The sequence below is a fragment of the Nostoc sp. GT001 genome, from assembly GCF_030382115.1.
Taxonomy (GTDB): Bacteria; Cyanobacteriota; Cyanobacteriia; order Cyanobacteriales; family Nostocaceae; genus Nostoc.
The window spans coordinates 1-25,177 of sequence record NZ_JAUDRJ010000002.1 but is presented as its reverse complement, the minus strand read 5'-3'; the positions used below and the strand labels follow the sequence as shown (position 1 = coordinate 25,177).

19 protein-coding genes are annotated in these 25,177 nt (G+C 39.1%); 11 read left to right on the top strand and 8 right to left on the bottom strand.

Translation table 11 applies throughout. The features are described 5' to 3' along the window. Positions 1 to 100: 100 nt before the first annotated feature. Positions 101 to 676 (top strand): TetR/AcrR family transcriptional regulator, encoded by a 576-nt coding sequence (locus QUD05_RS01745; protein ID WP_289794661.1) that lies wholly within the window; start codon positions 101 to 103, stop codon positions 674 to 676. 306 nt (positions 677 to 982) lie between these two features. Here QUD05_RS01745 and QUD05_RS01740 read toward each other — a convergent pair whose 3' ends face one another. Then, a complete protein-coding gene (locus tag QUD05_RS01740; protein WP_289794660.1) occupies positions 983 to 1,561 on the bottom strand; it encodes a hypothetical protein in 579 nt (192 codons plus the stop codon). Positions 1,562 to 2,584: 1,023 nt separating this feature from the next. Between QUD05_RS01740 and QUD05_RS01735 the strand changes: the two genes are divergently transcribed. Together QUD05_RS01735 and QUD05_RS01730 are read left to right on the top strand one after the other, a co-directional pair. Further along, the gene (locus QUD05_RS01735; protein ID WP_289794659.1) at positions 2,585 to 2,971 is read left to right on the top strand and encodes a plasmid mobilization protein; all 387 of its coding nucleotides are present in this window, start codon (positions 2,585 to 2,587) and stop codon (positions 2,969 to 2,971) included. Positions 2,972 to 3,012: 41 nt separating this feature from the next. Continuing rightward, positions 3,013 to 4,545, top strand: a complete 1,533-nt coding sequence (locus QUD05_RS01730; protein WP_289794658.1) for a relaxase/mobilization nuclease domain-containing protein — start codon at positions 3,013 to 3,015, stop codon at positions 4,543 to 4,545. 263 nt (positions 4,546 to 4,808) lie between these two features. Here QUD05_RS01730 and QUD05_RS01725 read toward each other — a convergent pair whose 3' ends face one another. Together QUD05_RS01725 and QUD05_RS01720 are read right to left on the bottom strand one after the other, a co-directional pair. Further along, a complete protein-coding gene (locus QUD05_RS01725) occupies positions 4,809 to 5,063 on the bottom strand; it encodes a hypothetical protein (protein WP_221704775.1) in 255 nt (84 codons plus the stop codon). A 47-nt stretch (positions 5,064 to 5,110) separates the two neighbouring features. After that, positions 5,111 to 5,440 (bottom strand): hypothetical protein, encoded by a 330-nt coding sequence (locus tag QUD05_RS01720; RefSeq protein WP_289794657.1) that lies wholly within the window; start codon positions 5,438 to 5,440, stop codon positions 5,111 to 5,113. Positions 5,441 to 5,721: 281 nt separating this feature from the next. On the opposite strand from QUD05_RS01720, the gene QUD05_RS01715 reads away from it, so the two are divergent. From QUD05_RS01715 to QUD05_RS01695, 4 genes are all read left to right on the top strand, one after another. Then, complete coding sequence (locus QUD05_RS01715) at positions 5,722 to 6,051, top strand: hypothetical protein (protein WP_179064380.1); 330 nt, start codon at positions 5,722 to 5,724, stop codon at positions 6,049 to 6,051. Between the two features lie 145 nt (positions 6,052 to 6,196). Further along, complete coding sequence (locus QUD05_RS01710; protein WP_289794656.1) at positions 6,197 to 6,874, top strand: hypothetical protein; 678 nt, start codon at positions 6,197 to 6,199, stop codon at positions 6,872 to 6,874. Between the two features lie 1,167 nt (positions 6,875 to 8,041). Continuing rightward, positions 8,042 to 15,916, top strand: a complete 7,875-nt coding sequence (locus QUD05_RS01700; protein ID WP_289794654.1) for a hypothetical protein — start codon at positions 8,042 to 8,044, stop codon at positions 15,914 to 15,916. A 7-nt stretch (positions 15,917 to 15,923) separates the two neighbouring features. Beyond that, a complete protein-coding gene (locus tag QUD05_RS01695; protein ID WP_289794653.1) occupies positions 15,924 to 16,694 on the top strand; it encodes a hypothetical protein in 771 nt (256 codons plus the stop codon). Here QUD05_RS01695 and QUD05_RS01690 read toward each other — a convergent pair. Continuing rightward, positions 16,691 to 16,936 (bottom strand): hypothetical protein, encoded by a 246-nt coding sequence (locus QUD05_RS01690; protein ID WP_289794652.1) that lies wholly within the window; start codon positions 16,934 to 16,936, stop codon positions 16,691 to 16,693. The genes QUD05_RS01695 and QUD05_RS01690 overlap by 4 nt on opposite strands. Positions 16,937 to 17,194: 258 nt before the next feature. Here QUD05_RS01690 and QUD05_RS01685 point away from each other — a divergent pair, with 258 nt between their 5' ends. Next, entirely contained in the window at positions 17,195 to 17,983 is a 789-nt protein-coding gene (locus QUD05_RS01685) for a response regulator (protein ID WP_229485707.1), read from the top strand. 4 nt (positions 17,984 to 17,987) lie between these two features. Here QUD05_RS01685 and QUD05_RS01680 read toward each other — a convergent pair whose 3' ends face one another. The 4 genes from QUD05_RS01680 to QUD05_RS01665 all read right to left on the bottom strand — a co-directional run bounded on the left by QUD05_RS01680 (position 17,988) and on the right by QUD05_RS01665 (position 21,691). Beyond that, positions 17,988 to 18,608: a DUF6753 family protein gene (locus tag QUD05_RS01680; RefSeq protein WP_289794651.1), complete on the bottom strand. Its 621-nt coding sequence runs from the start codon at positions 18,606 to 18,608 to the stop codon at positions 17,988 to 17,990. Between the two features lie 55 nt (positions 18,609 to 18,663). Continuing rightward, positions 18,664 to 19,470, bottom strand: coding sequence for a hypothetical protein (locus QUD05_RS01675; RefSeq protein ID WP_289794650.1), 807 nt, complete (start codon positions 19,468 to 19,470; stop codon positions 18,664 to 18,666). A 23-nt stretch (positions 19,471 to 19,493) separates the two neighbouring features. Then, positions 19,494 to 20,375: a P-loop NTPase family protein gene (locus tag QUD05_RS01670; RefSeq protein ID WP_460341453.1), complete on the bottom strand. Its 882-nt coding sequence runs from the start codon at positions 20,373 to 20,375 to the stop codon at positions 19,494 to 19,496. A gap of 1,028 nt (positions 20,376 to 21,403) precedes the next feature. Then, the gene (locus QUD05_RS01665) at positions 21,404 to 21,691 is read right to left on the bottom strand and encodes a hypothetical protein (RefSeq protein WP_289794648.1); all 288 of its coding nucleotides are present in this window, start codon (positions 21,689 to 21,691) and stop codon (positions 21,404 to 21,406) included. On the opposite strand from QUD05_RS01665, the gene QUD05_RS01660 reads away from it, so the two are divergent. The 3 genes from QUD05_RS01660 (at position 21,681) to QUD05_RS01650 (ending at position 25,036) form a co-directional block, all read left to right on the top strand. Next, the gene (locus QUD05_RS01660; protein WP_289794647.1) at positions 21,681 to 21,962 is read left to right on the top strand and encodes an anthrone oxygenase family protein; all 282 of its coding nucleotides are present in this window, start codon (positions 21,681 to 21,683) and stop codon (positions 21,960 to 21,962) included. The genes QUD05_RS01665 and QUD05_RS01660 overlap by 11 nt on opposite strands. Before the next feature lie 624 nt (positions 21,963 to 22,586). Then, the gene (locus tag QUD05_RS01655; protein ID WP_289794646.1) at positions 22,587 to 23,681 is read left to right on the top strand and encodes a cysteine synthase family protein; all 1,095 of its coding nucleotides are present in this window, start codon (positions 22,587 to 22,589) and stop codon (positions 23,679 to 23,681) included. A 29-nt stretch (positions 23,682 to 23,710) separates the two neighbouring features. Further along, a complete protein-coding gene (locus QUD05_RS01650) occupies positions 23,711 to 25,036 on the top strand; it encodes a hypothetical protein (RefSeq protein ID WP_289794645.1) in 1,326 nt (441 codons plus the stop codon). The last annotated feature ends 141 nt before the right edge of the window (positions 25,037 to 25,177 follow it).

The window sequence follows — 25,177 nt, the reverse complement described above, 5'->3', positions numbered from 1 at the left end:
CAGTTGTTGCCTTAAATATGCGCTTAAGTAGACAAGCTTGTCTACTTGAAGTTGGTGCTATTGTATTTAAAAGGAGACAATATTGTCTACTCATCCAACTATGACTGCCCAATCAAGCCACGCTCGACAACAAATCCTAGAAACGGCTTCTGAACTCTTTTATCAGAAGGGAATTCAGCATGTCGGCATTAATGAAGTCATTGCAGTATCAGGTGTTGCTAAACGCACACTTTACCGTTGGTTTCCGTCTAAAGACCTGTTAATCGAGGAAGTGATGAAATATCGCGCTGTTCAGTGGTTACGCTGGTTTGAGGATGCAGTGTCAGAGCGAGGCATTACACCCAAAGAACGTTTACTAGCAACGTTTGATGTGTTGCGTGAGTGGTACTCAAGTCCCAATTTTCGCGGTTGTCCGTTCATCAATGCTGTTTTAGAAATTGCCGATGCCTCTCATAAAGCACATCAAGTTTCAGTAGAATTACGTGAGTCGATTCGACAAATTATTGTGCGCTTGGCAGCTGAGGCTGGTGTCAAAAATCCAGAATTCTTTTCACAACAGTACCTTCTGCTGATTGGAGGAGCCAGCTTAATGGCAACAATCGAACAGTCAGCCAACGGAGCAACGTTTGCTCAAAGTGCGCTCTCAGTTCTGATTGATGCGAATATAGAGAATTGACATCGGCACTTACATGAAAGAAATTAGGTAGGCTAAAAACCTTTGCCTGATTCGTGCGCGAATCTTCGGTTCGATGCTCTATTCCAACAAGTCGCTTGTACTATAACTTATACTCCCTCAACAGTTAGCTGCGCCCAGTGGAGAGGTGAAAAGCACCTCCTAACAACAGCGCCAGGCGATCGCACTTCAGGAGATATTGCCCACAACGACAAACAGGACAAGGGCAGGACTTACGCAAGTATCACAAGCAAAGGCAGAGAGTATGCTTTTCTCCAACACCTAACCACCCATATCCTCATAATCCCCTCACTCCAGACGAAATCCCGCATCAACTTCTATTTCTGCCTTAGCAATTGGGTCATCCTCATCATCATTAAAGAACCCATCATCTTCGGAATCTTCTCCCACAACATTTGATCCGACTGGTTCTGTCTCAACAGTTAACGACACAGGACTTGGCCCAGTGGAATCAAAAAAAGAAACTGAAGGGGGAACCGAATTAGCTGAAATAGGAGTTATTTCCACGCCATTAGTTCCAACTGTTGGTTGTAACCCAGTTGCACCTTGCGAGAAAACTCCACTATGAGGATTAACAAGAACTATCTGGGGCAACCCCTCCATCCCAAACGTCCGTTTCATCTTAATGATCTGAACTTCAAGTTGCGCGATCGCATCATGGAGGGCTGACTGCAATTCAACACCACATACCCCCGCAGCAGATAGCGCAAACGGTAGGTAATACGCCCGCAGCGCCTCACATACTAACTCAGTTTGCCCTCGCTTCTTTGACTGGAGATAGCTAATTACTATACCGTCCTCCATATCTTTATTCCGCATGATACGCGCCAACTCAACCGAATCAGCTGGCTTACTCGCTCTTGCCATAACTTCTCTTCTATATAACGTGCAAATCAAGCTTCTCAGTAAGCTATTTGTCAATACTCATACTTTAACCATACGATGGGAGAACTCACCCCCGTATTTACTCCTAACTACCCCAATTCACACGCTAATTACCCCAATTAAGTGAAATTGGGTTTGATTTTTGTCAATCAAAATAAATAATTAACTTAAAAATAAACTCTAACAATCCCCATAGTTGAGGTATTCTGAGGGCAAATTAACCCAATTATTTCAGCATTACGTAGAAGTTAATCAACTTAGGATAGAACCCCACAATCCGCTCTGCACAAGCATTTACTTTAGTCGCATTCCACTACAGACCATTGCTGTCGCCGTACAGTCCTCTAACTAAAACAAGGTATGTTTAGTAGGGTCATTTTATCACTAAAGTTATTATCAATAAACTAGATTAATTGACAGTTCTTTAATACCAATCATCTTATTTTGTAGCACAAAATACTACTTTTGTCGTATATTTACTGTTTGATAAGGGATTACCAAGAAATAAATTATCCACTCCTGTGGGATGGACATCTTGTCCGCCCCTTTCCACGGGCGGGCGAGACGCCCACCCCACAAGAAAAGTTGTATATTTTTTTATTTGGAAGTCCCTAAATAAATAGATTAAAAATAATACCTATAAACAGTTGTAATTACGTGTAATTGAATCCACGATTATGGATAGTACCTACTACGCAATAGCGTTCGCGGAGCGTCTGGCAGAGAAGCGCCGACCTGTCGGTTCGCACGCTGGCGACATAGCCATACAATCTCTACAACCCAACAATTGCATCATTAAAAACAAGGTTTACGGCTTCAGTGTCAGTTACAAGACGAACCATAAGATATTACCTTGTATTATCACAAGTTACAGTACTCTCACTGGCGGCATCTAAATCAAGTATAGTTTATACCAAAAGTAGCAGCAATATTGTCCGCAATTGAGACCATACACTGTTGTCAGATTTCCGGTTATCCCCAACTCCCTCAGTGCAGTCTCTAACTATGCCACTCAGTCCCATAGTAAAACAAGGTATGGTAAGTAACTCCATAAAGCGAACCAAATCCATCAAGGTATACCTCTTTGAGCAAGAGAAAACTACCATTGAGGAAAAAGCGATCGCCACAGGGGTAACTGCATCTGAATATTTACGTTCCTGTGGGTTAAGGCGGGTACTAACGGCAAAACCATCTGTCGACTTGATAACTATCCGCGCTACTGCTGGAAACCTCAAAAGCGAACTGATGATGTTATCTCACTTAGCAAAGGAAACAAACAACCAGCAAATTTTGGATACTGTCAATAATGCGATCGCACTCGTAGATCAGACCATAGCTGCTGCATTTAACCTAGACGTTCCAGACAAATCACCCTCAAGCCAAAATAAATAAGGCATTACAGGTTCTATATATCCACTTTAAACTCCCTCAATTTGATTCCCGTCATTTATAAAAAACCGAATTTTCTCGACACGCTCAAGTATGTCTTGGGGAAAGATGATGCTGCGATTGTCGATACTAATATGATGGGAACAAAGCCAGATGAATTTAACCAGCAGTTTCTCACCATCAAGTACACCAACAAAGCAGTTAAACGGCAGTGCGCGCACCTCATCATCTCAATCGCACACCGCCCAAACTACCACGAGCATTTATCCAACAGTCAGTACAGTTATGTAGCAAGAGAATATCTCAAAGATATGGGATACTTGCCCAAGGAAGAATCATCTGTAGCAGCTACCAGTCAGTTCGTTGCAGTACGCCACCACGATCGCAACCACGAACACCTGCATATAATCACCTCCCGGATTCGGTTAGATGGCAGCTTAGTTAATGATTCCTATGATTATTTCAACTCCCAAGTCTCAACTAGACGCATCGCGGCGGTACTAGGATTGGAAGTAACACCGACAACAAATGAAGCCGTCGCCTCTAGGTTAGAGCAAGAGTACGGAATAATTACACTCACCAGTCCCAACCGATCAAAAAGTATTAGAGCAGTCAACAGTAAGCACAAAACCCCAACAAGTAAGGAAATTATTCGCCAAGCAATAGGAGAAGCCATTAAGGATAGTCCCACCGTCTCTACGTTTATTCAACGCCTGGAAGAAAATAACATTGGAGTATTGCCTAAGATGCAGGGGGAAGAACTACTAGGCTTTACCTACACTCATAATGATGTAAAAATTGCTGGTTATCAAGTATACAAACCTTATAGCTGGAACAAACTGCGGTCTGAATATGGAATCATGTACGACCCAGATAAAGATAAAGAAGTAATTCAACAAGCTAAAGCCAAAGCAATTGCTCGCATAAATAGTATAATTTTAAGTAACATTGATTACTTATATAGTGATAAACCTACTAATAGCAGTATAAGTGATAGTAATGGTGATACCGATAGTAACTCTAAAAAATTTGTTACTATATATACACTAAACAGTAATTATCCCAGTGAGATTTCGATAATACAACCAAAATTAGAATATAACCCCACTTCGGAAGCAAATAAGACCAAGAAAAAAGTTCAGCCGCATCCAAAGAAACAGAACCCACAACAGGATATTTCAGAAGAAAACGGTCTTACTACTCAACAAATCCTGGAAGAGCAATCTTCCCTTATTCCTGCTTCTGTTACCCTTCTGCCTTCTACTCTCAAACATCTGCCTTTTATAATTACTGACTATATGCTTGTTACCAATAACTTCCGTATCAAAGGACGGGAGTTGAGTGCCAGCTTAGATAACAATACTCTGAGTGTTTACCGTCATGGGGATAATACTCCTGTGATGCAAATCTGCTACAGTCAGAGAACCTGGTACGAAGAGATACCAACTCGACTAACAACAAACGAAATTGAGCAGATTGAAAGTTTGCGTTTCTTTACCCAACAAGCGTTAATGAATAAATCGCGATCTGCGCTTCGCAGCAGCGCTTCGCGATCGCAAAGAGGTATTGAGCAATAGTAAATCTGTAGATAGAGAGAGTTTAATCTACTCAAAATTAGGGGTAGGACTGGCAAAGACACTGTTGGCGAAGTTGTCACCAAGTGCAAACTAAACAGTTTAGGTTTTAAAAATTTCGTTTAGCAATCCGGGTTCTTTGTCTAGCTGGATGTGAATTTTGGGGCAGCTATTTGTGGATTTGTGGGGCATAAAAAATTGTTTTGTCTATTGGTGTCTTAGCATCAAAAGTACAACTTTTTGCGCTCGTATTTGTTAGAGATGAATTAAACCGTAAAATGCAGAAATTCACTAACTTCAAGCCAGGTGCGTTCAACAGACAAGCTATCTGGGTTGATTCCATGAAAGTCTAGATTCTTTTTCTCATAAGTTTTTAGCCTACCTATTGTGCTTTCGGCTAATTCCTTGGTTTTAAATAAGCAAGCTTCTTCTATTTCAAAAGTCCATTCAGTATTTGATACATAATAGTAATTTAAATCTAGAAAGTGACCAAATACTACCCAGACATCTTTTTTAGGCATAACTTTTATTATATCTTTTATGAAGAAGAATTTCCTTAAACTGATTTTTATCTATTTTTGATTTCATTTTTTTCATAATCGTAAGTAAATTCAGGCATTTTACTAGAGGATTCAATAAAATAAGTTAAGTAACTTTTAATAATTTTAATATCTTCTTCTAGTCGATTTTTAGTAGATTTTATTCGGAATAATGCAATGTACAAATAAGTATCGATTGAATCTTTATCAGTTCCTTCTGCAAATTCTTCTTTTAAATCTTCTAAATTTTCAATTGAAAAATCTAAGTGGCTAATATGACTGCCAAAATCATCTAAATAGCAAGAGACTCTAGCTACAGCTTCTTTAATATCAGATGCTATCGTTTCATCTATGCACATAATCAAAAGTTAGATTTTGTTTCAAAATTAGTTAGCTAATTCTATAATTTTACTTTCTTGTGACATAACTCTTGTTTTGTCATAAATGTTGAAAGTAACATAACAATTTTACATTATTTTGTATTTTTGCAGTTCTGCAATATCTGCTAAAATATAATTTTGACAACATAACTCTCACAATAAAGACAGTTGCCCAGGCGATACATTACCCTTACGTCGCGTACGAAGACTGAGGTGAAAAAATGTACACAATACACATAAGTTTGTCCGATGATTATCTTATGACACAAAATTTTATAAATTACATGGATCTACTCGATGAGCTTTATATATTAGATGAAAATAAACAACCTATTAAGCCCGGCAGTCTTGAGCAATGGTCTGATTGGCGGAAAAATGAGAACAATATACAAGTAGCTTTAGATACTTTTTCGTGGGGAAGAGTATCTACCATCTTTTTAGGAAAGGATTATTCTAATTTTCCTAATCAAGAACCACAGCTTTTTGAAACTATGGTTTTTGGAGGTGAATATAGTGGTAAATTCTGGAGATATTCAACTTGGGAACAAGCAGTTGCCGGACATCAAGAAGTTTGTATGATAGCTATTTGAGCCTATTGATGAGAAAAATTTAAACTTATAAGAATAATCTTAAACCTAATATCGTTTATCTTGCCCATAACCCCATAGGAAATAACTGTACCTAGTTCTAGCTATATTAAATTATAAAAGTAACTAGAATAAAAGGATGTAACCTATGCCCAAGAAAAAATGCGGACTTGGATTTGACTGTGCCAGTATGATGCAATACCCAGGCATAGACTCTGGCGACTGCTTAAATTACAAAACCTGTGGGAGTGCGGTTCAACTAAGCCCCGATGAAGAACTTGAACTTGTTCGTATTCGGGAAGAACAAATGCGCCAGTATCAAGAACAAATTCGCCTGACCCGTCGTTCTGCCGCTATCATGATGCTGATGAGGCGCGGTTGCCCGCAATCACCAGAATCGTTAAGTGTTATCCCCGCAATTGAGGCGATCGCCACCACATTAAATAATATTCGTACTGGACTTACCAACTTCGACGGACAGTACATCGCGCCACCTGGTTGCGAACTCCACATCTACAATGTCAAACGACCGAGTGGTACGTACTCGTACTATAAACTAACCGCCGAAAACGCAATGTTTGCACCTTCAGAGAAAGAACAAGAAGTACGGGTAATTCACCTCAGCCATCAGCATGATGCACGGTATATAGAAGCACAACTTGGTATCGAACGGCGGAACAAGTTAACCCAAGTGCGAACACTGCTTCACAACGCAAGCGCATTGCTTGAGGAAGCAACACGCCTACTCGAACAAACCACAGATATGAACAGTCCAAACGCAACAGTTGAAGTTTTAAACACCGATGAAATTATATCCATCGGCTAATAAAACCAGCAAAATGGGAAAATTTACTTCATTACTGCCACAAAATATAGATACTGAAATACAGGATTATTTGTAAAGCTGCTTTACCTACCAGTAGGCTGTGATGGTTACGAGCGAATCGCTCTGATAGGTATACCAACAGGCTAACAACCGACTAGGGGGAAATGAAAAATGACCATAAGTTTTAGAGAATGGCTCAAACAATTTAAAAATCAAGATGCACCCTTTGGTGATTTATGGAGTGATGCCACATCGACTAAAAGAGGAAGATTNTCAGACTCTTGGCAGGGTGACACTATAGAAAGCTTGATAGAGTTTATGGTTAAAAACGAAACATCATATNNNTCTCATAGTGTTCTTAATGAAGCTAATGAGGCGTATCATAATTATTTAGGTTTAGAACCTATAAAATCATCTAAATTGGAAGAGTTAGAGAACCAACTTAAAGCTAAATATTACGCAGAACGTCTACAACACTATACAAAATTATCTATTTTATATAGGAATCCTACTTGAATCTTGCTCAGTATACTGAGAAGTCAAGCTTTGTATGTCAAGCTTCTAGGCAGCTCGATTGTTCAAAAATCAAATAGGAGTCTTATATATAAACAAAATTAAATTCTCCTTTATGAGTTTGATCTCCATATAGGTGTCACTGTACTACTGCGACCCAACTACAGTGATGCCCAATTCAGTCACAGAGAGTAATCCACTTTGTTCTAGTTATTTTAAATAAAAATAATAGCTAGAACCAAAAACACACTCAAAATTGAAAAACTACAGGAGAGTAAAAAATTAGGGAGGCATAAAATTATCAAGTTGCTGCCATGCTAATTTAGCTTTCTCTCTCAAACTACAAACATCAGCACAATGGCAAACATTAAGAATGTTACTACTGATTTAGCATTAAGCAAGAAATAATTGAGAAGTTTGTATATTTTTTTCATACTTAAATTTTGAGATCACGCTGAATTATATCTTTAAAAGCTATCTTCTAAGTAATAGCTATATTTTGGTGTATAAAAAACTATATTTATTTTGCAAGTGGAAATTAGAAAATTGTTTAATAAATTACCAAGATAGAGAAAGTAAAATCAAGCTTTAAGGGTATTTTAGTGCCAAAAAGTAAAAATTTATATTTAATTTTATAAGTTTAATTGTTAATATATGACAATTCAAGCTAAACATTTTGACACTAGATTAAATCAATGGATTCATACAGATGGTAATACAAATAATCCAGATTCGCTGTTAAAGGAAGAACTTAATAATACCTTACTAGAACATTTCTTTCCTGGGGTAAACTTTTCGTTTGGGCATATAGACGAAAAGTCTACTGTGGAACAATTAATTAATCATCCTGAAGGTCATAAATTATTATTATCATCAAAAACTCGGTTGTTATATGGGCCAGAAGAATGTCTAGATACAATTAGACAATTATGCCCTGATAACAAAGATAGAGGTGCTTACGGGTCTATCTTTCTTGGTTCATGTCAAAATGCTGTCAAGAAAGAGTTAAATATTCTAATTGTCGATGATAATAATGGTGAGAATGGCGGCGTTATTAGTAATGACCAAGCATATCAGCTAACAGGAGACTGTTACGGGCAAATATCCACAGACCTATATTACGAATTAACTAAGCATCAAAAAGGTGATAAATATCGAGTAATTCAACACCGCTTCGGTTGGACTGACCAAGACGGAGATGATAATAAATACCGCTTTGGCAAAGGTACACTACGCCCTGCAAACCTTGACCAAATTCTCAATTATTCAGATCCCAAGAACTCAACTAGAATTGACTTAATTCTTCCCTTATCTGCATTCAAGGGAACTGATAAAGACAACCCTAATGGGCCAAGCAAGCCCCAAATTCAACCTGGACTGTACAGGCAAAATATCTGGCTAGGTGAAAAATCACAATCTGAACTCGGTAAAACAGCTATCTCGCAGTTACTCGCTTCATTCCCTAACGGGCTGAAAGACTTTACCGAACAGCTAGAACTTGAAGCCAAAAAGCTGAATGTTGTACAGGACGACCCCCGGCAACTTGCACAACTTTACTGCGAAAAGTACGAGAAGCGGAAAGCTTTTCTTGAAGAACAAGCAACCACACTAGAAGAACAAGCAGCAGAAGATCCAACAGTAGCAGAAGATTTAGAACTTTTGCGCGATGGCGCAGGAGCGCCCGCCGTAGGCGATCGCATTGCTACTGATTCATTTATTTACAAACTCATCAAAGCTGATCTGCAAGGAGAAGGTCAACTTCTCGAAACTGAGAAAGTACAGCGCGAACTGGCCCGGTTCGTTCAAAACGAGTGGAAAGAAATCGCCATCGGCAAGACGCTCACATTTGAGCGGGCAATGGTGATTCCCTCTAAAGACCTACAAAATGGGGAAATCTCCATCCCGCATTATCAAGATGGGGAAGAAGTTCTCAACTTCCGCTCCCCTTTCCTCAACTCAAATGGTCTGTGCGTCTCAACTAACAAAATTGTAGAAGACATCCTTGGGCCTGATGGTCAACCTCTCGCGGGTGCGATCGCTGTCTCAGACGAAACAAGCGATCGCATTTATAACCGTCTAAACGAGCAAATTAAATCTGCCCTACCCGAAGCCCAAAGTAAAAATATTCAATTAGAAGGTATTGAAAATTACTTATATAAAAACATCGGCAAGCTCGAAACTAAAGACAAAATCGAGTTTACCAACAAATTTAATCAGTATATTTCAGAACTACAATCGGCTGGTTACGAGCTAGAAATTCTTCCTCAAGAGTCCGAACAAGAGCGTCAAGCACGCGACTACGATGGTGATTGTATTGGCTTTGAGCGGGCAAGCAGGTATCCAAACCTCACTGCCGAGGCAAGGGAGCGCAACCTGCCTGAAAACGCTTACGATCCAACTGTTAAACTCAAAAAACAATCTTTTTACCAGGAAGATGGCAGTCAGCCGGAATTTGAAGAAATCGCCATCCACATGAGCGATGGCATTAGTGTCGGTGTTATCAACAATCACCTGACCTCAATTGAGGCGTTAGAGTCAGAAATTACTATCCTGAAAAACTTTGGTAGTGAAAAAGACCAAATTGAGTACGTACAGCAGGTAGCCAAACACTACGAAGATTTATTTAAAACAGAAGCCTGGGCAAAATCCAAGGGTATTGAAGGGAAGGAGATTCCGACCAAGTATCGCGGTTACATGGAAGAGTTTATCAAAACTGTTCAGCAAGAATCCCTAAACCAGGTCAATGCACTGGTGGCAATGAATACTAACATCAAGATATACCGCGAAATGATTGCCGAGGCAGCATTTCAAAACCAAATTGCAGTTGACCTCTTCAAAAGTGCCAAAAAACCCGAAATGGAAATTATCCGCAACAACAATCGGATTCTCCACCGGGAGGTTAACTATATTAAGGATAAGAAGAAAGACGTTTATATTGACAATACAATTCAACCCACGGGATACTCGCCTGTTGAATTACTAATTGCTCAAACCAACCAGTATTTTGAAAAAGCTCGTCTCGAATCGCGTGAAATCGCCCAATTTCAAGCTTTATTTAAAGGTGTCGAGTTTTCTAACGAACAGCGATTAATAGCTACTCTTGTCAAAAAAGAATTCGACAAATCCTTTAACCAAGCGAGTCAGCTATCTAGACAAAGAGAAACTGAAAAAGGGCCGTCTGCAAATATTACCCTTGCTAACGGCAATCAAGTAAGTGTAACTAACCTTTTACAGTATGACAACGAATTTATCTGGAAAGCTAATAAAATTACAATCAAGCTATCAGAAATATCTGAAGACAAGCGCAACAGTAACCGCCCACATAAATATCTAGTTTATGCCCAAATTAACGATGAAACTGAGAACAACAAACCCAAGTTTAGGGCATTAGGAACACTTGCTAAGGAGCAAGAAAATAAAGCCGAAGAGATAGGAATTGGACTTGGACAGGAAGTAACGTCTAACAGAATAGCCTTCCAAGCTGAACTAAGCGAAGGTCAAATTAAACTTCTTTACCAAAAAGCCTACCAGATAGCAGAAGAATTTTACAATTCAATTCCAGAAGGACAAAAGCTAGCAATGGCAGCTGCTACCTGGGCAGTATCAACTACTCGTGAGAGTAGTAGTGATAAAAGTAGCGATTACCAAAAGAAAGTTTCTAATTTCGCCTTTGCTGCCTTTTCTGAAGAGATTATCAGTCAGTTAGACACACTCAGATTTAACGAGTTTAGTATCACTGGCTTCGACAGGAGTAGTGAATTATTTCATGAAAATAAACCTCAAAATATTCGATTTAATCTAGCTGAAGATGGAAAAAGTGTCATTGAACTCCAGAACCAGGAAGGTAATTACGAAACATTTGGAAATATAGAACAAAGTAACGCCAGACTACCAATTGGTAGTGTTGCTATTGCCAGCGTTGAAAAAGGTGAAGTATATACCACCTCTATTACAACCAAAGTACCCGGACTTCCAGAACTTACCTTTAAAGTAGGTGAAGTTAATAAGTTTGGAAATTCCCAAAGGTTCAATAATGAGCCTGTAATGTTAACAATCGAAAAGGTTGACCTTATTCGGGAAGACTATAGCATTTATCTTCAAAATGGTAATAAACCTGAGAAATTAGGCAACATTGATAAGGAATCAATTAAAGAGGGTATTGCTGAAGGTTGGCTAGCAGAAAAACCCGGTAATGGGCAACAGTTACAGCTTAAAATTCAAACCATCATCACCGGACAAAATGCCTATGCAATAGCAGAGACATCTAAGGGAAACTTTTTACGAATTAATATTACTAATCCAAAGTACAAAAAACAGGAGATTAGCAACCAAGCATTTAAAGAAACTTTAGTTCGGGCATTTGATAAAAAGCACGTTTATATTGCTAAAATTGGCGATCAATCACTCGGTATTATTGGTCAGCATAGTGAACGCCTTGAAACCGAGTTAAATAGAGAGAATGTACAAAGACAGTGGCAAAGGAAAGAAAGTAGCACTGTACAAAAACTAATTGATACGGGTATTATTCGCTTAAACCAACAACGAACTACTATCCCTGTACAGATTACCAGTAATGAAAGTACCTGTAAAATAACTATTAATCCAGAAACAGTAGAGTATCCCGACAAATGGGTTAAGCGCAGTCAGCTTATCAGTAATGAGAAGTCTGTCAGAAACGAACAGCAAGAAAAACGTAACCAAATACTCGGTAAAATTAATGAACGTCCTACAATCATATTCCAAGATAAAGAACAAAAATTAGTAGGGCTTTTAGGATTAGCAGTTGACGAAAATATAGCCGACAAAACTAAAAAGTATCTAGAAAAAGTAGGAGTATCATACGAACAGCTTACCGGATCACAAGCTCGGTTAGAAGCCAAAAAAGGTATGAGTGTATTCGTACTCGATGAAAGTACCATGAGTGGCGAATTAAAACAAACATTTATTGACCGGGCTGGTGGTAATATCAAGAGTGCAAATACATCATCACAACCCACTCCAATTATTCCAGAACAAACTGTATATTTTTATAACCCAAACCAACAATATAGTTCTCCAGATGGATCGCAGATAGAAACTAAAGAAGCTCTCGGATTAGTTGTTCCCGCACAAGACGCGATCGCTGTAACTACTTGGCTAGAATCAAAATCTACTGAAAATCATTATTTTATTGAGAGTAACACAGCTACATTTATTTTTAATAAAAATGAGATTAGTGAAAAAATAAACGAAGAATTAAATAGTTTACTTGGAGAACCGATTAATATCGGTGAAGTTGAGGGATTTTACCACTATGAACAGCTTAGTGCAGAGTTAAATCAAAAAATTGCGACTGAAGGTAGTCGTTTAGAATTAAACCAAATTCCAGAAAATAGTGAGTACAAAAAAGCTCTACAAGCACTACCTAACCGTCCCAGAGAGCTTAATCAAGAAGATTCTCCAGTACTAATTATTCCTGCAAAAGCTGTACCAGAAAAGAATATAACTAACATTCAATCAGGTATTAATGCCACAGTTGCAGGAATTTCACAAATTTATCAAAACTCAGTTGAAGTACAAGTATCAAAAAAAACGAAAATAGAAACTAAAAACCAAGCAATATTACTACCAAACTCGCGTCAAGCCGATCAAACCAAAGCTGTCGAAATATTGGGTAAGATAAGCGAGGAAAAAGTAGAACAATTGCGATCGCACCTTGAAACCCACCTCAAACCTATACTTGAAAACGATAAATCCAACTACGCACTACTAAGACAAGTCGCATGGGTCGGTGCAAAATGGGATTTGAAGGATAAAGACTTCAAGCCAGGGATACAAGACGACAAGTTAATGGAACTTGTCAAGCAAGTATATCCTGATGCTGATATTGTGCTGGTCACTTACTCCGAGAACCCCGGCACTGGCATCAACTACCACCGCGATGACTCCTATGCCACAACGGAAGCCCGCAGCATTAATATCGGAAATTCTGATTGGGGATATCGCGCCGCTAAGGAACGAATGGCATGGACTAGGGAGGAGAATCAGGACGCACAATACCAAGAGTTTAAACTTGAGTCCGGTACTGTAACGCGCTTTAACTGCAAGAACGAACACGCTGCCCTCAATACTGAGGCTGGCAGATGGTCTATCAACATCTGGTCAATTAAAAATGACCTGGGCAGAGAAAACAGCGTTCGCCAAAAATTTGAGAACTTCCTCGCCTCAAACCAACCTCCTCGTGCGATAGTCCAAAGCAACAGCGACCTCACCATCAAAACTAACGAGTGGACACCTGGGGGAGAAATTAAAGTAGAGCGCAGTTATACCAGCCTCAGAGAAGCCACCCGAAACATACCCTCACACCCTTTAAACCAACCAACTGTAGAAGAAATTATCGCCATCGGGAATTCCACTGCCGCACGCGCTGCTAACCCTGAGATTCCAGACAACCCGACTATATCTGGAAAACCAGTACCAATGGTTTATTCGCTGCATCTGCACGGCGAACCTTCCAAAGTACCAGCTGATACAACTATCGATGCCATGCGGGGACACGGTAGAATACACACTACCCGAGGTGTAGACTACCACAAAACTTATGGTGTCAAAGAGGGAGATATTGCGATCGCTCAAGGTAAAAACGGCGAGCAAGTTGCTTTCCGGGTGGGTAAGCAATACAAAATTACCCCCGAAATGATTCAAGATCCAAGTTACCAGCAAGCGTGGGCGAAATGGGAAAAGCATTCACCGAAAGAACTTACCCAAACCCAGGCGAGTAAGAGTCAGCTATATGGCTTATTCATGGAGCCGCTAGGGGATTATGTCAATGGCAAAGTTGTTCCATTCCCAGCCATTCAAAAACAACCTGCAACTCCAGTAAATATCAGTCCTGACTCCAAAGATGGGCTTGGAGTAGCACTCAGTCTTGCTACTGCACTCGCAAAAGAACAAGGCAAGCTACAAAACGATTACCAAGTTTCAGTCAATAATAATCCAGAAGCTCCCGCCGGACAGTATGGAGTAGAGAACCATGTCCAAAAACCTGAAGGAGTAGCATACGCATCCGCCGAACACGCATTTAACCACCAAAAGCAGTTGCATCCATCGGCTGATGAATACAAGCTAATGGTAGAAGTGCTTCAGGCTAAACTCGAACAACACCCGCGGCTAACTGAGGCGATCGCTAAACGCGGAGGAACTGAGTGGCTGGAAAACTGTACGGCAGTTGCTACAACGGGGGGAACCCCAACGGACAGTTGGCTCAAGTCGGGAAACCCGCCCACGCGACTGTCCTCCACAACGCACTGCCTCACCAACATAACTAACGCCCAGGATAAAAGGTGGGAAGGTAAAGGTAAAGAATCCGCATTTATTCAAGCCCTCAGCGAAGCATATATCAATGTAGTTGAAAAGTCACAACAAACTACAGTACAAACCCAGCAGGAAAAGTCCGAACAGACTGATCGCCCGCTGACAAATCCACTATCCCAACTCGAACCGATAAACGCCGCCGTCGCTGAACACATGAAAAAAGATATTGCGATGGCACAAATAGCTACCCAGTTTATCGGTAAATCAGCTGCGCCCCCCGAAACACCTTCAAGCACTCGGAATTACGAGCAAGCATGGGGAGAACGCGCCAACACTGGAAATTACTCAAAAGACGACATCATTATGGTATCCGGATTGAGCCCGTGGCGCGGAGTGACAAGCGAGCAAATCGCCCAAACTTTTGAAAATCATTACAAACGGTTACTTAATAAGGCAATAGAAGCCAAAAGCTCTTTCATAGTCGGAAACGCACAAGGAACTGATCAATTAGTTGAAAATTATCTTCAAGAAAAAGGCTACAAAGTAGAACAAACTTCCCAAGGATACGCTGTATTTAATCCTATAGAAAATATCAAAATTAATATCAACACTATTTCTTCCAATACACAAGTATCACATAACCCATTTATTACTAATGACAAGAGCATTTTATCTCCACAACAAAGCCAACAACCAAATATTGACCAAGCACTTGCATCACCTTCTCAACCCAGAATACAGCAGTTTGGAGCGATGGATAGCATTATCGAGCGGATGAAAGCTAATACAGTGCAAAATCTTCAAGACTGGTATGTAGCAGCTGAAAAGCTCGGTAAATCAGAAACATATCTCAATAGAATTCAGGAGGTAACTGATTTATACATCAAAGAAAATATCAGTCTTGAGAACGCTTTTAAGGCAATGGAGCAAGATATTAAGGAGCTAGAAAAAATTAATGAAATGACCAGTCTTTCCCAAAGTTTAGTTAAAATCATTGGACAGGAAGATATCAATGGCATTATGTCAGTACAAACAGAAAAATACCAAATTGCTACAAAAGTTCAAGACAAAATTTACTTAGTTAAAGATAAAAATGACAACATATTATTATATGTCAAAGAAGGAAGAACCCAAGTAAGTAACATTAGTGATGAAACATTACAGGACTTTCAACTCATGAATTCCCGTATCGATAATGCTCTCAAAAATGTCAAAAAAGATTTAGTGGAGAGGTAATTTTAGCATGAAAGAACTAATCGAACTTCCAGTAGAAGGTTTAACTCCGGCTATGCAAGCCAGTCTCCTCAGAGAATTGATCAAACAGCTTAACATCCCTGATGATAAATTTGAAGAATCTGCAAAAAAGCCTCCAACTGCTGAGGAACGAAAACAGGCTGTGTTAAACTTAAATTCAGAAATGAATAGAATCAGTGAAATAGCGCAAGAGGAAGTAAAGTTAAGCTCGACAGAAATTGAACCTATCATTTCTGTTAATTCAGTTAGTCAAAAACTATCTTTACAACCCGAAGTAAACCAGTCTAAAGAAAATACAATTGAACCAGAGATTCTAAAAAATCTCACAACTAAAAATGACGACAATAATGGCAAACCAGTAGAAGAAACTCCAGAAGACAAAGTACAATCTCTTACCGCAGATTTTCAAATTAGACAGTTTGTTATTCCTATAATTTTAGACCGCTTAGATATATTGGGAAAATCAGATAAAGAGACACAAGGTATTATTTATGAAAGTGAAGAATATACCGCAAGTCTAAAATTAGAAGAAGATTCGCAAACTCTTAGCCTTGATAGAAATTGGCCTGATTCCGAACAAAGTCGAGAAGTACTCTTGGCATCTTGTGACAATAACTCAGAAGAGTACTCTATCACCATTAATAATCTCACCAAAGAGGAATTTCAACGTTTCAAGACTCTGTTCAATGAGCAACAAGCACGCCGTGAACAGAGTCAAAAAAAATTCAAAAACCAGGATTCTGCTAAAGAGCTAGATTAAATCAACCCAAACCACACACCATACATAAAAGCTATAAATCCAAAAATCAGCTTTTTATTAAAACTCAGTGGAGTCTTTGGACAAATAACAACCACAACAGCAAAATAGTAAAAAGACGCAGTAAAGTCAAACAAACTCGTCGGGTTAACAGGCAATCTGCCTAACCCGACCAAACATAGCATCCCCATTAAAGACCAAACAACAATCGTTTCTATCCATCCTAAAATTTTATCGCTCTTCATAAAAAATTATTTATTCCTCCATCAATTCGCTAATAACTATTAAAACCAGTACTGATAAATAAAATCATCTAGTAAATAGATTGCTTAATGAAAACTATATAAACCACCCAATTACTTTGTAAAATTTTTACAAATAATAATAAAGATTTTAAATAAGCTAATTATTTTATAGTAATTGTAAAGATTAAAAATTCTAAAAAAGCTAAGTGCTATAAGTATTATTATCAGGGACAATACCAAACCAAAAAAGCATATAATATGAAACCTATTAATGTTGTCATCATTGAAAATGAGAACATATCTAGGATTGGCGCGGCAACAATATTATCTGAAACTGGTGCAATCCAAGTCTGTGGCGTTGCCAAATACGGAAAACAAGGAATAGAAATTGTTGACAAAGAAAAGCCAGATATCGTAATCATAAATATTGATTTACCGGATATCGATGGCATTGATGTAATAAGCACAATTAAATCCAAACACGCATCAATTAGAATTGTGGTTATGACTGCAAATAGCAGCCGAGATACCATTAACGCAGCAATTAGTAATGGCGCAGACTGCTACTACGCTAAAAATAGCGTTAGAGAAGAAGTAGGAGAAAGATTCGTTGAAGCAGTAATGGCTGCGTACAATAATGAATCATGGATTGACCCAACTATTAATCGTATTCTGATTGATAGTCTCAGGTCAAATGACACACCCGATAGAAATGCACTAGATTTGCTAAGTGATTTCTCTAATAAAGAAATCACAGTTCTTCAATTAGCTGCCGGAGGCATGAAAAATAATGAAATTGCCAATGTCATGTATGTTTCAGAAGGTACAGTAAGGTCATATCTACATAATTCATTTATAAAGCTAGGAGTCAAAGATAGGTTAAACGCTATCCGCGAAGCAATCCGCCTGGGAATCCTCAGCTTTACAGACATGAAAATCGAAGAAGAAGTTACTCAAGAAACCCACACAAGAGTCAAAACAAACCAAAAAAGTCAAAAAGATACAGCTAAAACGAGTAATAAGGGATACAAAGGCTGGGTTGCCTAAAAAATTAATCAACTGCAATTATGCAGCCACCTGAATACTTTTTCTGCTGGCGGCAAGTTTTAATGATGGCGGCGTTTCTAACATAAATACTACGTGCTATCTTACCTTCATTGGATTTAGCCCAATCTAGAAGCTTTTTATCTTCAGATTGTAAGATGGCAGATCCAGAAGCCGCCTGCTGAAAAGTTACACTTCCAGCGATAGTCTTGTATGTAAAAACACCAATTGCAGCGCCTAAAGCCAGTACAAAACCCAATACCCCGGCCACTTGTGCCAATCGCCAATTACTTACACCGAAGTGAGGCAAAATCCCACCAGCTTGCTTAGTCATCTTAACTAAATCCTTCGCCGCTTCTGCGATCGCACTTTTTTGTTGGTGTATAGCCACCTTAGAAGCACTATTAAGCTTATCGTCTACCATGTCAGTCCAACCCACCACAAGGGAGTCAAGCCTACCTGGTAGCTGCTGCAACGCAAACTGAGTTGTACCCAGTTCCGCATATAGGTTAAACAAGGGGTCATCAGGCCGAATACCCAATTTAAGTATCCAATCAGTAACCTCTGCTTTTTTTTCTTCAGAATATTCTGCAACAACTTTTTCAACAACTTTTGCAATATTGGTCATAGGTTGTTTAAATAGTCAATTTTAAATCTCACGGTTAATTTGGTAAAGCAAATACTTACCATTTCTCAGATTCAACATCTTCAGTTACATCAAGATTGGAAGGACTTTGTTTACTTACACCCGGAGAAACTAATTCTGCACAGTTGATACTCAACCCTAGATAATTAGAAGCTATTCCATTAGAAACAATAGAGTTATGAAAATTCTCCATCCAGTTGAATACTATCGAACGCTGAATAGTATTAAGAGGAGAGTTAGTTTCAATCAGTTGAGTATAAGGTAAACTAGCATCCTCAAGCAACTGGTAAAAGTCATTATGCAATCCACCTAAAACTAGTTCCAAGCCGTTTAATTTTTTAATATCAGCTTGGAATTGACTCCCCTCATAGTGTCTAAATTGCTTGCCAAAGTAATGATTTTGGATAACAGCATAATCAACCTGACTACCAAAATGCTGATATAAATCCTGAAGATAATCTTCAACACAGTCTTTACGGTGTGATATCGGGTGCAAGAAAGTAACACGATATCCCAGACAATTAAGGTTTTCTATCAGTGAAACATCCCTCTCAAAAAACTTGAATTCTCGGAGGTTTTGACCTGGCATATCAGTCAAAATCACTTCAATTTTCGGAAACATTTCTAAGTCGAGTAATAACCTATCAGAATCACCTCTAGAGAATCCCAAATGGTTTATCTCAAAGCGTTGTGTTTGATACATCGATAGCTTATTGCGATGCCCGTGGTAGAAAACACGCACATTGAGTTTATTTTTCAAGTACAACTCTAGTAAGAGCCTAGAAGCTGTGGACTTACCTACACGAGCATCACCCGATGTAATCACAAAACGCTTTCTAAACATAATAAACTAAGCAAACTACTAAATTAAGCAGCTATATTTTCAGATTGTAAATTTGAATCTTGATTTTTAGCTTTTTCTTTTTCTTCATTTTCTCTAAGCTCTTTAGACTTTTCAACAACTGCTGGATAGTAACAATCATCTGGTTGTATATCAAAACCAAATAAATTAAATGCTGGCTTGATTTGCGCTTCAAACTCAGCAAGCCAAGATTTAATTCTCGACTTAATCACAATATTTGTTCCTTTATGAGTCTGACCTTCATTAAATGTCAGAGCATGGCGGTCAATAAAGTCGTAGGATTTGTAGAATAAATCTGGCATCACAAGTTCTACTAGACCTTCTGCAAGCATATTTTGACGTAGAAAAGCGTCATTATATCGCTCAAATTTTTCTTCTTCACCATGAAATAAGTTCTTGACGACAATATAATCTACTTGATCTTTACAAAGTTCACGCAGTTTTTCTAGAACATTTATGGAATCAAGAACCCTACTAATCACTGAAACCATCGTAACTTGACAATTAATATCGGTTTTAAGCACTTCAAAAAATGAAAGTTCTTTGACATAACTTTCAAAGAAACCTCCAGATTGTGCTGGTAAGTCTAATAGCGTAATAGGACAATCACTCTCATCTAAATTAATTAATAAATCGTCAGCACCACCTCTATGGAAAATATCAATGTAACGTATTATTGGTCGGTAGTCTTTTTTGAAATATCTTTCTAACTGAGGATTTCTTAAGTCAGCTTCATAAGTAACACAAGGTAAATTTTTATTAATGTACAGTTGAAACAGCGCCCGTGCAAAGGTGCTTTTTCCCACGCCACCTTTATCACCTGTGACAATTATTAGCCGCTTTTGAGGTTTACTATTATTACTATTGGTTGTATTATCATCAGACATGACTTTATTACCCTTATTGGTTCTATTTTGAGACATAGCAATCCTCTACAACGCAAATACACTTTGTTGATGTAAATCGAAACTTTTAAACCTTATTTTTCATAAAAAATCATTTGTAATAATTGAAATACGTTTAGTATAAGCAAGCTTTAACGATGAGACTAATTGGTTATATAGGTATCTGCAAACCACATAAAATGGCTACATCATTCTATGAATACTTCCAGAATAAATAATCATAAATATACTTATGCAAAAAATTTAATATCTGTATCAATTCTAAAATGCTCATATACTTGCCCTGATAATTAGCTATATAAGGAAGCAAATAAATACTCATTATTCAATGAAATCTGACTACTCTCTTTTACATAGATTGGTTCTATTATGTAAGCTCTATCTCAAAAAGCAAATCAACAAAAATTCAATATTTAACCAACATTCGTTGATATATAAATTAGTAATAAATTTCATACAGTTTGCTTAAAATACGGATGGCTACATATTTGTTAATAAAATCAATAACTTTATAAAAACTAATTTTCAATATTTTCAAAGTTTGGGTAAACCCTTATTCTAAGAAAGTTTAACTCTACCTGAGACACGTAATTTAATTAAGGGTATTAAAGCTAAGTATTTAACATCAGAACAATCTGAATCGAAAGAAGTAAAAGTAATTATTCAANNNATCAGTAGTGGATTATCTGAGATAACTTTAGCTAATGCTATAGGAATCCTACTTGAATCTTGCTCAGTATACNNNGCAAGAAAGCTTTGTATCTCAAGCTTCNNNGGAGTTNNNTTGTTCAAAAATCAAATAGGAGTCCATAGTCGTGAACAACTTCAATCTTTACAAGAAATCTTGGAGCAGAAATTAAATGAAATTGGTAAGTTAATCGGATAAAACTTTTTTTATTTGGACTGTACTGACTCAACAGCCTGCTCCAACTCAATCAGCTAATGGTGCAAAAACTTAAACTCAAAGCCAAAAAAATTAAAATTTAAGTATTGCTGTCCCTTTCAATGTACTAGCTTGCTAAACCAGGCAAACCCCGCATCTGACGTAGAGCATTTAAGCAGGGTGGGCAATCGCAGCCAAATAAAGCTATGGAAGTTTCACTCTCTTCATGAGTGAATTCTAACTCAGGAAACTCTTGGATACGGGCATAGGCTAACTCTACAGCCCTACCCTGCTCTAGTTGGGCTTCGGGAGCGGTAAACTCTACAACTCTATCCTCATTTGGTTGAGCTTGGGCTGGTTTCACCTCTGGTGTAGATGCAGAAGCAATAGTATTGCTAACCCGTATGCAGACCATTTTGATTCGCCGTCAGCGAAAGTCTTTCTGGCTCACCTTAGTTGGGTTAGTTTGCATGATTCTGATGTGGCTTATCTGGGCATTATTTATTCAACCGATTAATCAGCAAATTGATACCTGGACTCCAGTTAATGCTCCAAGTAACTGGGCTGACCTTCGTTATCAGTGGCCTTTTTACCATTTGGTTCATCTCGGAATTGCATCGCTGGGGATGCTGGCACTAACCTTATCATTGTTACTTGCAAAAAGAGTGAAATGGGCAGTAGAGTAGAAAGTTACATTAAGAACTTAATGACCCAGGTTTAATATTTTTATCACCCTAATTGAATCGTCTAAAATTTAGGAGTCTCAGACCCTTGCTGTGTTGTATCAAATCACTGTACCAAATAGAGTTTAGACTATGACCTGTCTGCACCTCACAATTTTGTACATCGAAAGTGGCAGTGGTACTAAACAGTTTTTTAGCGGTATAAACCATATCATAACTACTGCTGTTTGAAAAAAAATTAAGATTTTGTTTAAAATTTCATCCTGTTTTCATCGTCAGCGTTCAACATAGAAATATAAGTTCTACTCAACTATGAATAGAACTTATATTTTTTGTAATAGGCTTGAATGAATGACTTTATTAAACATAAATTCCTCCCTAAGAGTGATATTTTGTCATTCTGACACACCATTTGCTACAGCACAAAAGCCAATTTACAAATAACGACGGTGGCTGATGTAATTAGACATTGCAATAGAGCTATACACAACATCCTCTTTATTTGCAATCTCACTAAAATTAGGCTGTAAGCATAACAGAAAATAAGCCTTATTGAGTGAGCGAGTTCATGAAGCAGTACTTACGGTAATTTTGCCAAATTACTCATTCTTTTAGTAGATGTTAAATATGAATTATCTCACCCAATCTTCATCGTTCAAGAACTTTTCTAGCTCTGAATGTAACAATCGTAATAGATACAAAAAGATTGGCTCTGTAGATGTTACCCAAGCACTGGGAAATGTACCGATTGTACGGCTGGGAAACATCTCTCGTGTATGTCTTGAATCAGAATGTTTATTAAAGCTTGAGAGCTGCAATCCTGGAGGATCAATTAAGGAGAAAAATGCGGTTTACCTCGTTACGCGTGCGGAGGAAGAGGGACTTCTTACACCTGGAGGTACGATTATCGAGTCAAGTTCAGGCAATTTTGGCGTTGGGCTGGCAATGGTGGGAGCGGCACGAGGATATCGAGTCATTATTGTAGTTGATGCAAAAACTGCTCCACCGTTTCGGGGAATGCTTGCAGCATACGGTGCAGAACTTGTGGATGTACCTCTTCACGAAGCAGACGAATCAGGCTCGATGCAAAAGGCACGAATGAAACGGGCGAAAGAGCTTGCAGCAACTATTCCTCATGCTTGGTATCCGTGTCAGCACTTAAATCCTCTAAATCTTGAGGCACATTCATACTACACGGCGCGTGAGATTGAAGCTCACTTTCCTTCTGACCTCGATGCTGTGGTGGTTGGTGTTAGCACTGCGGGGCAGATAATGGGAATTGCCCGCTATCTTTTACCCCGGTTTCCTGGACTGCAAGTTGTTGGTGTCGATGTGGAGGGGTCAGTGATTATGGGAACACCAGCAAAACCATACAAGATGACAGGTATTGGGTTATCATTTTTTCCACCTAATCTCGATCTCTCGCTCCTAAGTCGTGCTTATGTAGTGCCTGAAGCGATCGCCTACTCGGTGTGCCATGCACTTGCACGTCGTGAGGGATTACTTCTGGGTGCGTCAACTGGGGCAATTGTGGCTGGTGGTTTGCATCTGGCGCGTGAGCTTGGCCCCGATGCACGTATTCTCATGATCAACCCCGATAGAGGCGATCGCTATCTTGAAACTGTATATGATGCCAATTGGCTTGACCATCATGGGTTTGCACTGATCGAAGGAGAGCATCTTGATCAGGCGATCGCCTCACTGAGTCCCGTGTATTTTTAGTATCTCATCGGATAGCATTAAAAAATTTCATGAATACCCCACCCCAGCTTGAGGAAGGTAAGAACGCACTTCAAGAGCGATCGCTCCTGACGCTACTCACCCAATTTATCCCTCTTTCTCTGTCCGATGTAGCCATGACTCTTGGCGATCCGCTTCAGACAGCAGCACTCAGTCGCCTTGCATTCCCTCAAGAAACCTTAGCAGGAGTAGGTGTCGTCAAGGCAGTTGCTGTATTTCTGGAAAGCCCCATTATTATGATCCTTCATGCCTCAACCGCACTGGGGAATTATAACGCGTCTCGGCGGGCGCTTTGGCAGTTTACAATGATTGCAGGACTCTCCCTCAGTGGGATCTTTCTGGTACTCACCTGGGAACCTCTATATAACTGGCTTCTTATTGATGTATTTGGAGTCAGTTCTTTCATCGCCACACGAGGCAGAACTCCCTTTCTTTTGATGTTCCTGTGGCCGTTCGTCATTGCTTGGCGACGATTCTTTCAAGGGCTTCTGATCCGCGCTCGAAAAAGTGTTCCTGTAGGATGGGCAAGTGTTGCACGATTTACTTGGGTAATTGTAGCCTTGGCAATAGGAGTGAATCTTAAAAGTGATGGGGCAGTGCTTGCGGGTATTACTATGATGGGAGCAATACTTATTGAAGCAATGCTAGTCACATGGTTCTGTTCGCGTCTTAGTATTGCCACTATTCTTGACCAGCAGACACACCAGGATATTAAGAAGCTTCCTAAAACCTTTCAAGGTGTCACATTTTACTATCTTCCCCTTGCCTCAACAATGCTGCTAATCTGGGGTGCGAGGGCAATACTCTTGAGTTTCGTTGCTCGCTCATTCGATGGTAGTCTTGCTCTTGCTGTATGGCCTGCTGCCTGGGGACTGGTTCTTTCTATTGCCAACGGTACACGAATGGTTCAGCAAGTAGTAATTTCCTCTTATGAAGAGACTTCAAAGCAGACACTTGCTACTTTCGTAGTTCTTGTCGGTTTGGGTTTTACCTCGATACCACTTTTTCTAGGGTTTACCAGCCAAGGATTCTCGCTGCTTCGCCAGTTTTTTGGTGATAATCCATCTCTTGTAGAAGCAGCAATTCCAGTCATACAAGTGCTTTCGTGTTTACCCCTCCTCCTTGCACTCCAAAATACATTTCAAGGGCTTTTGATTCACCGCGCAAAGAACTGGTTCATTAATCTGGCAACGTTAATTGCGGCTGCCCTCACCTTGATAGTATGTGGAAGTCTCATTTTCACTGGACATAGTGGAGCTACTTCAGCAGCCTATGGAATGATTGCGGGAATTGTGAGTGAAATTCTGGTACTTATTTTCGCACTGCAACGTCAATAATTCAGTGCAAAAATGGCGTTGCCGAATTGAATGATGAAATTCCAAATACAGGAGCGATCGCACTAGACAAACTACTATGGTGTATGGGTTATAGATGTTTGCGTAGGTGCGATCGCTCCCTATTTCTAATTTACAGTTTTC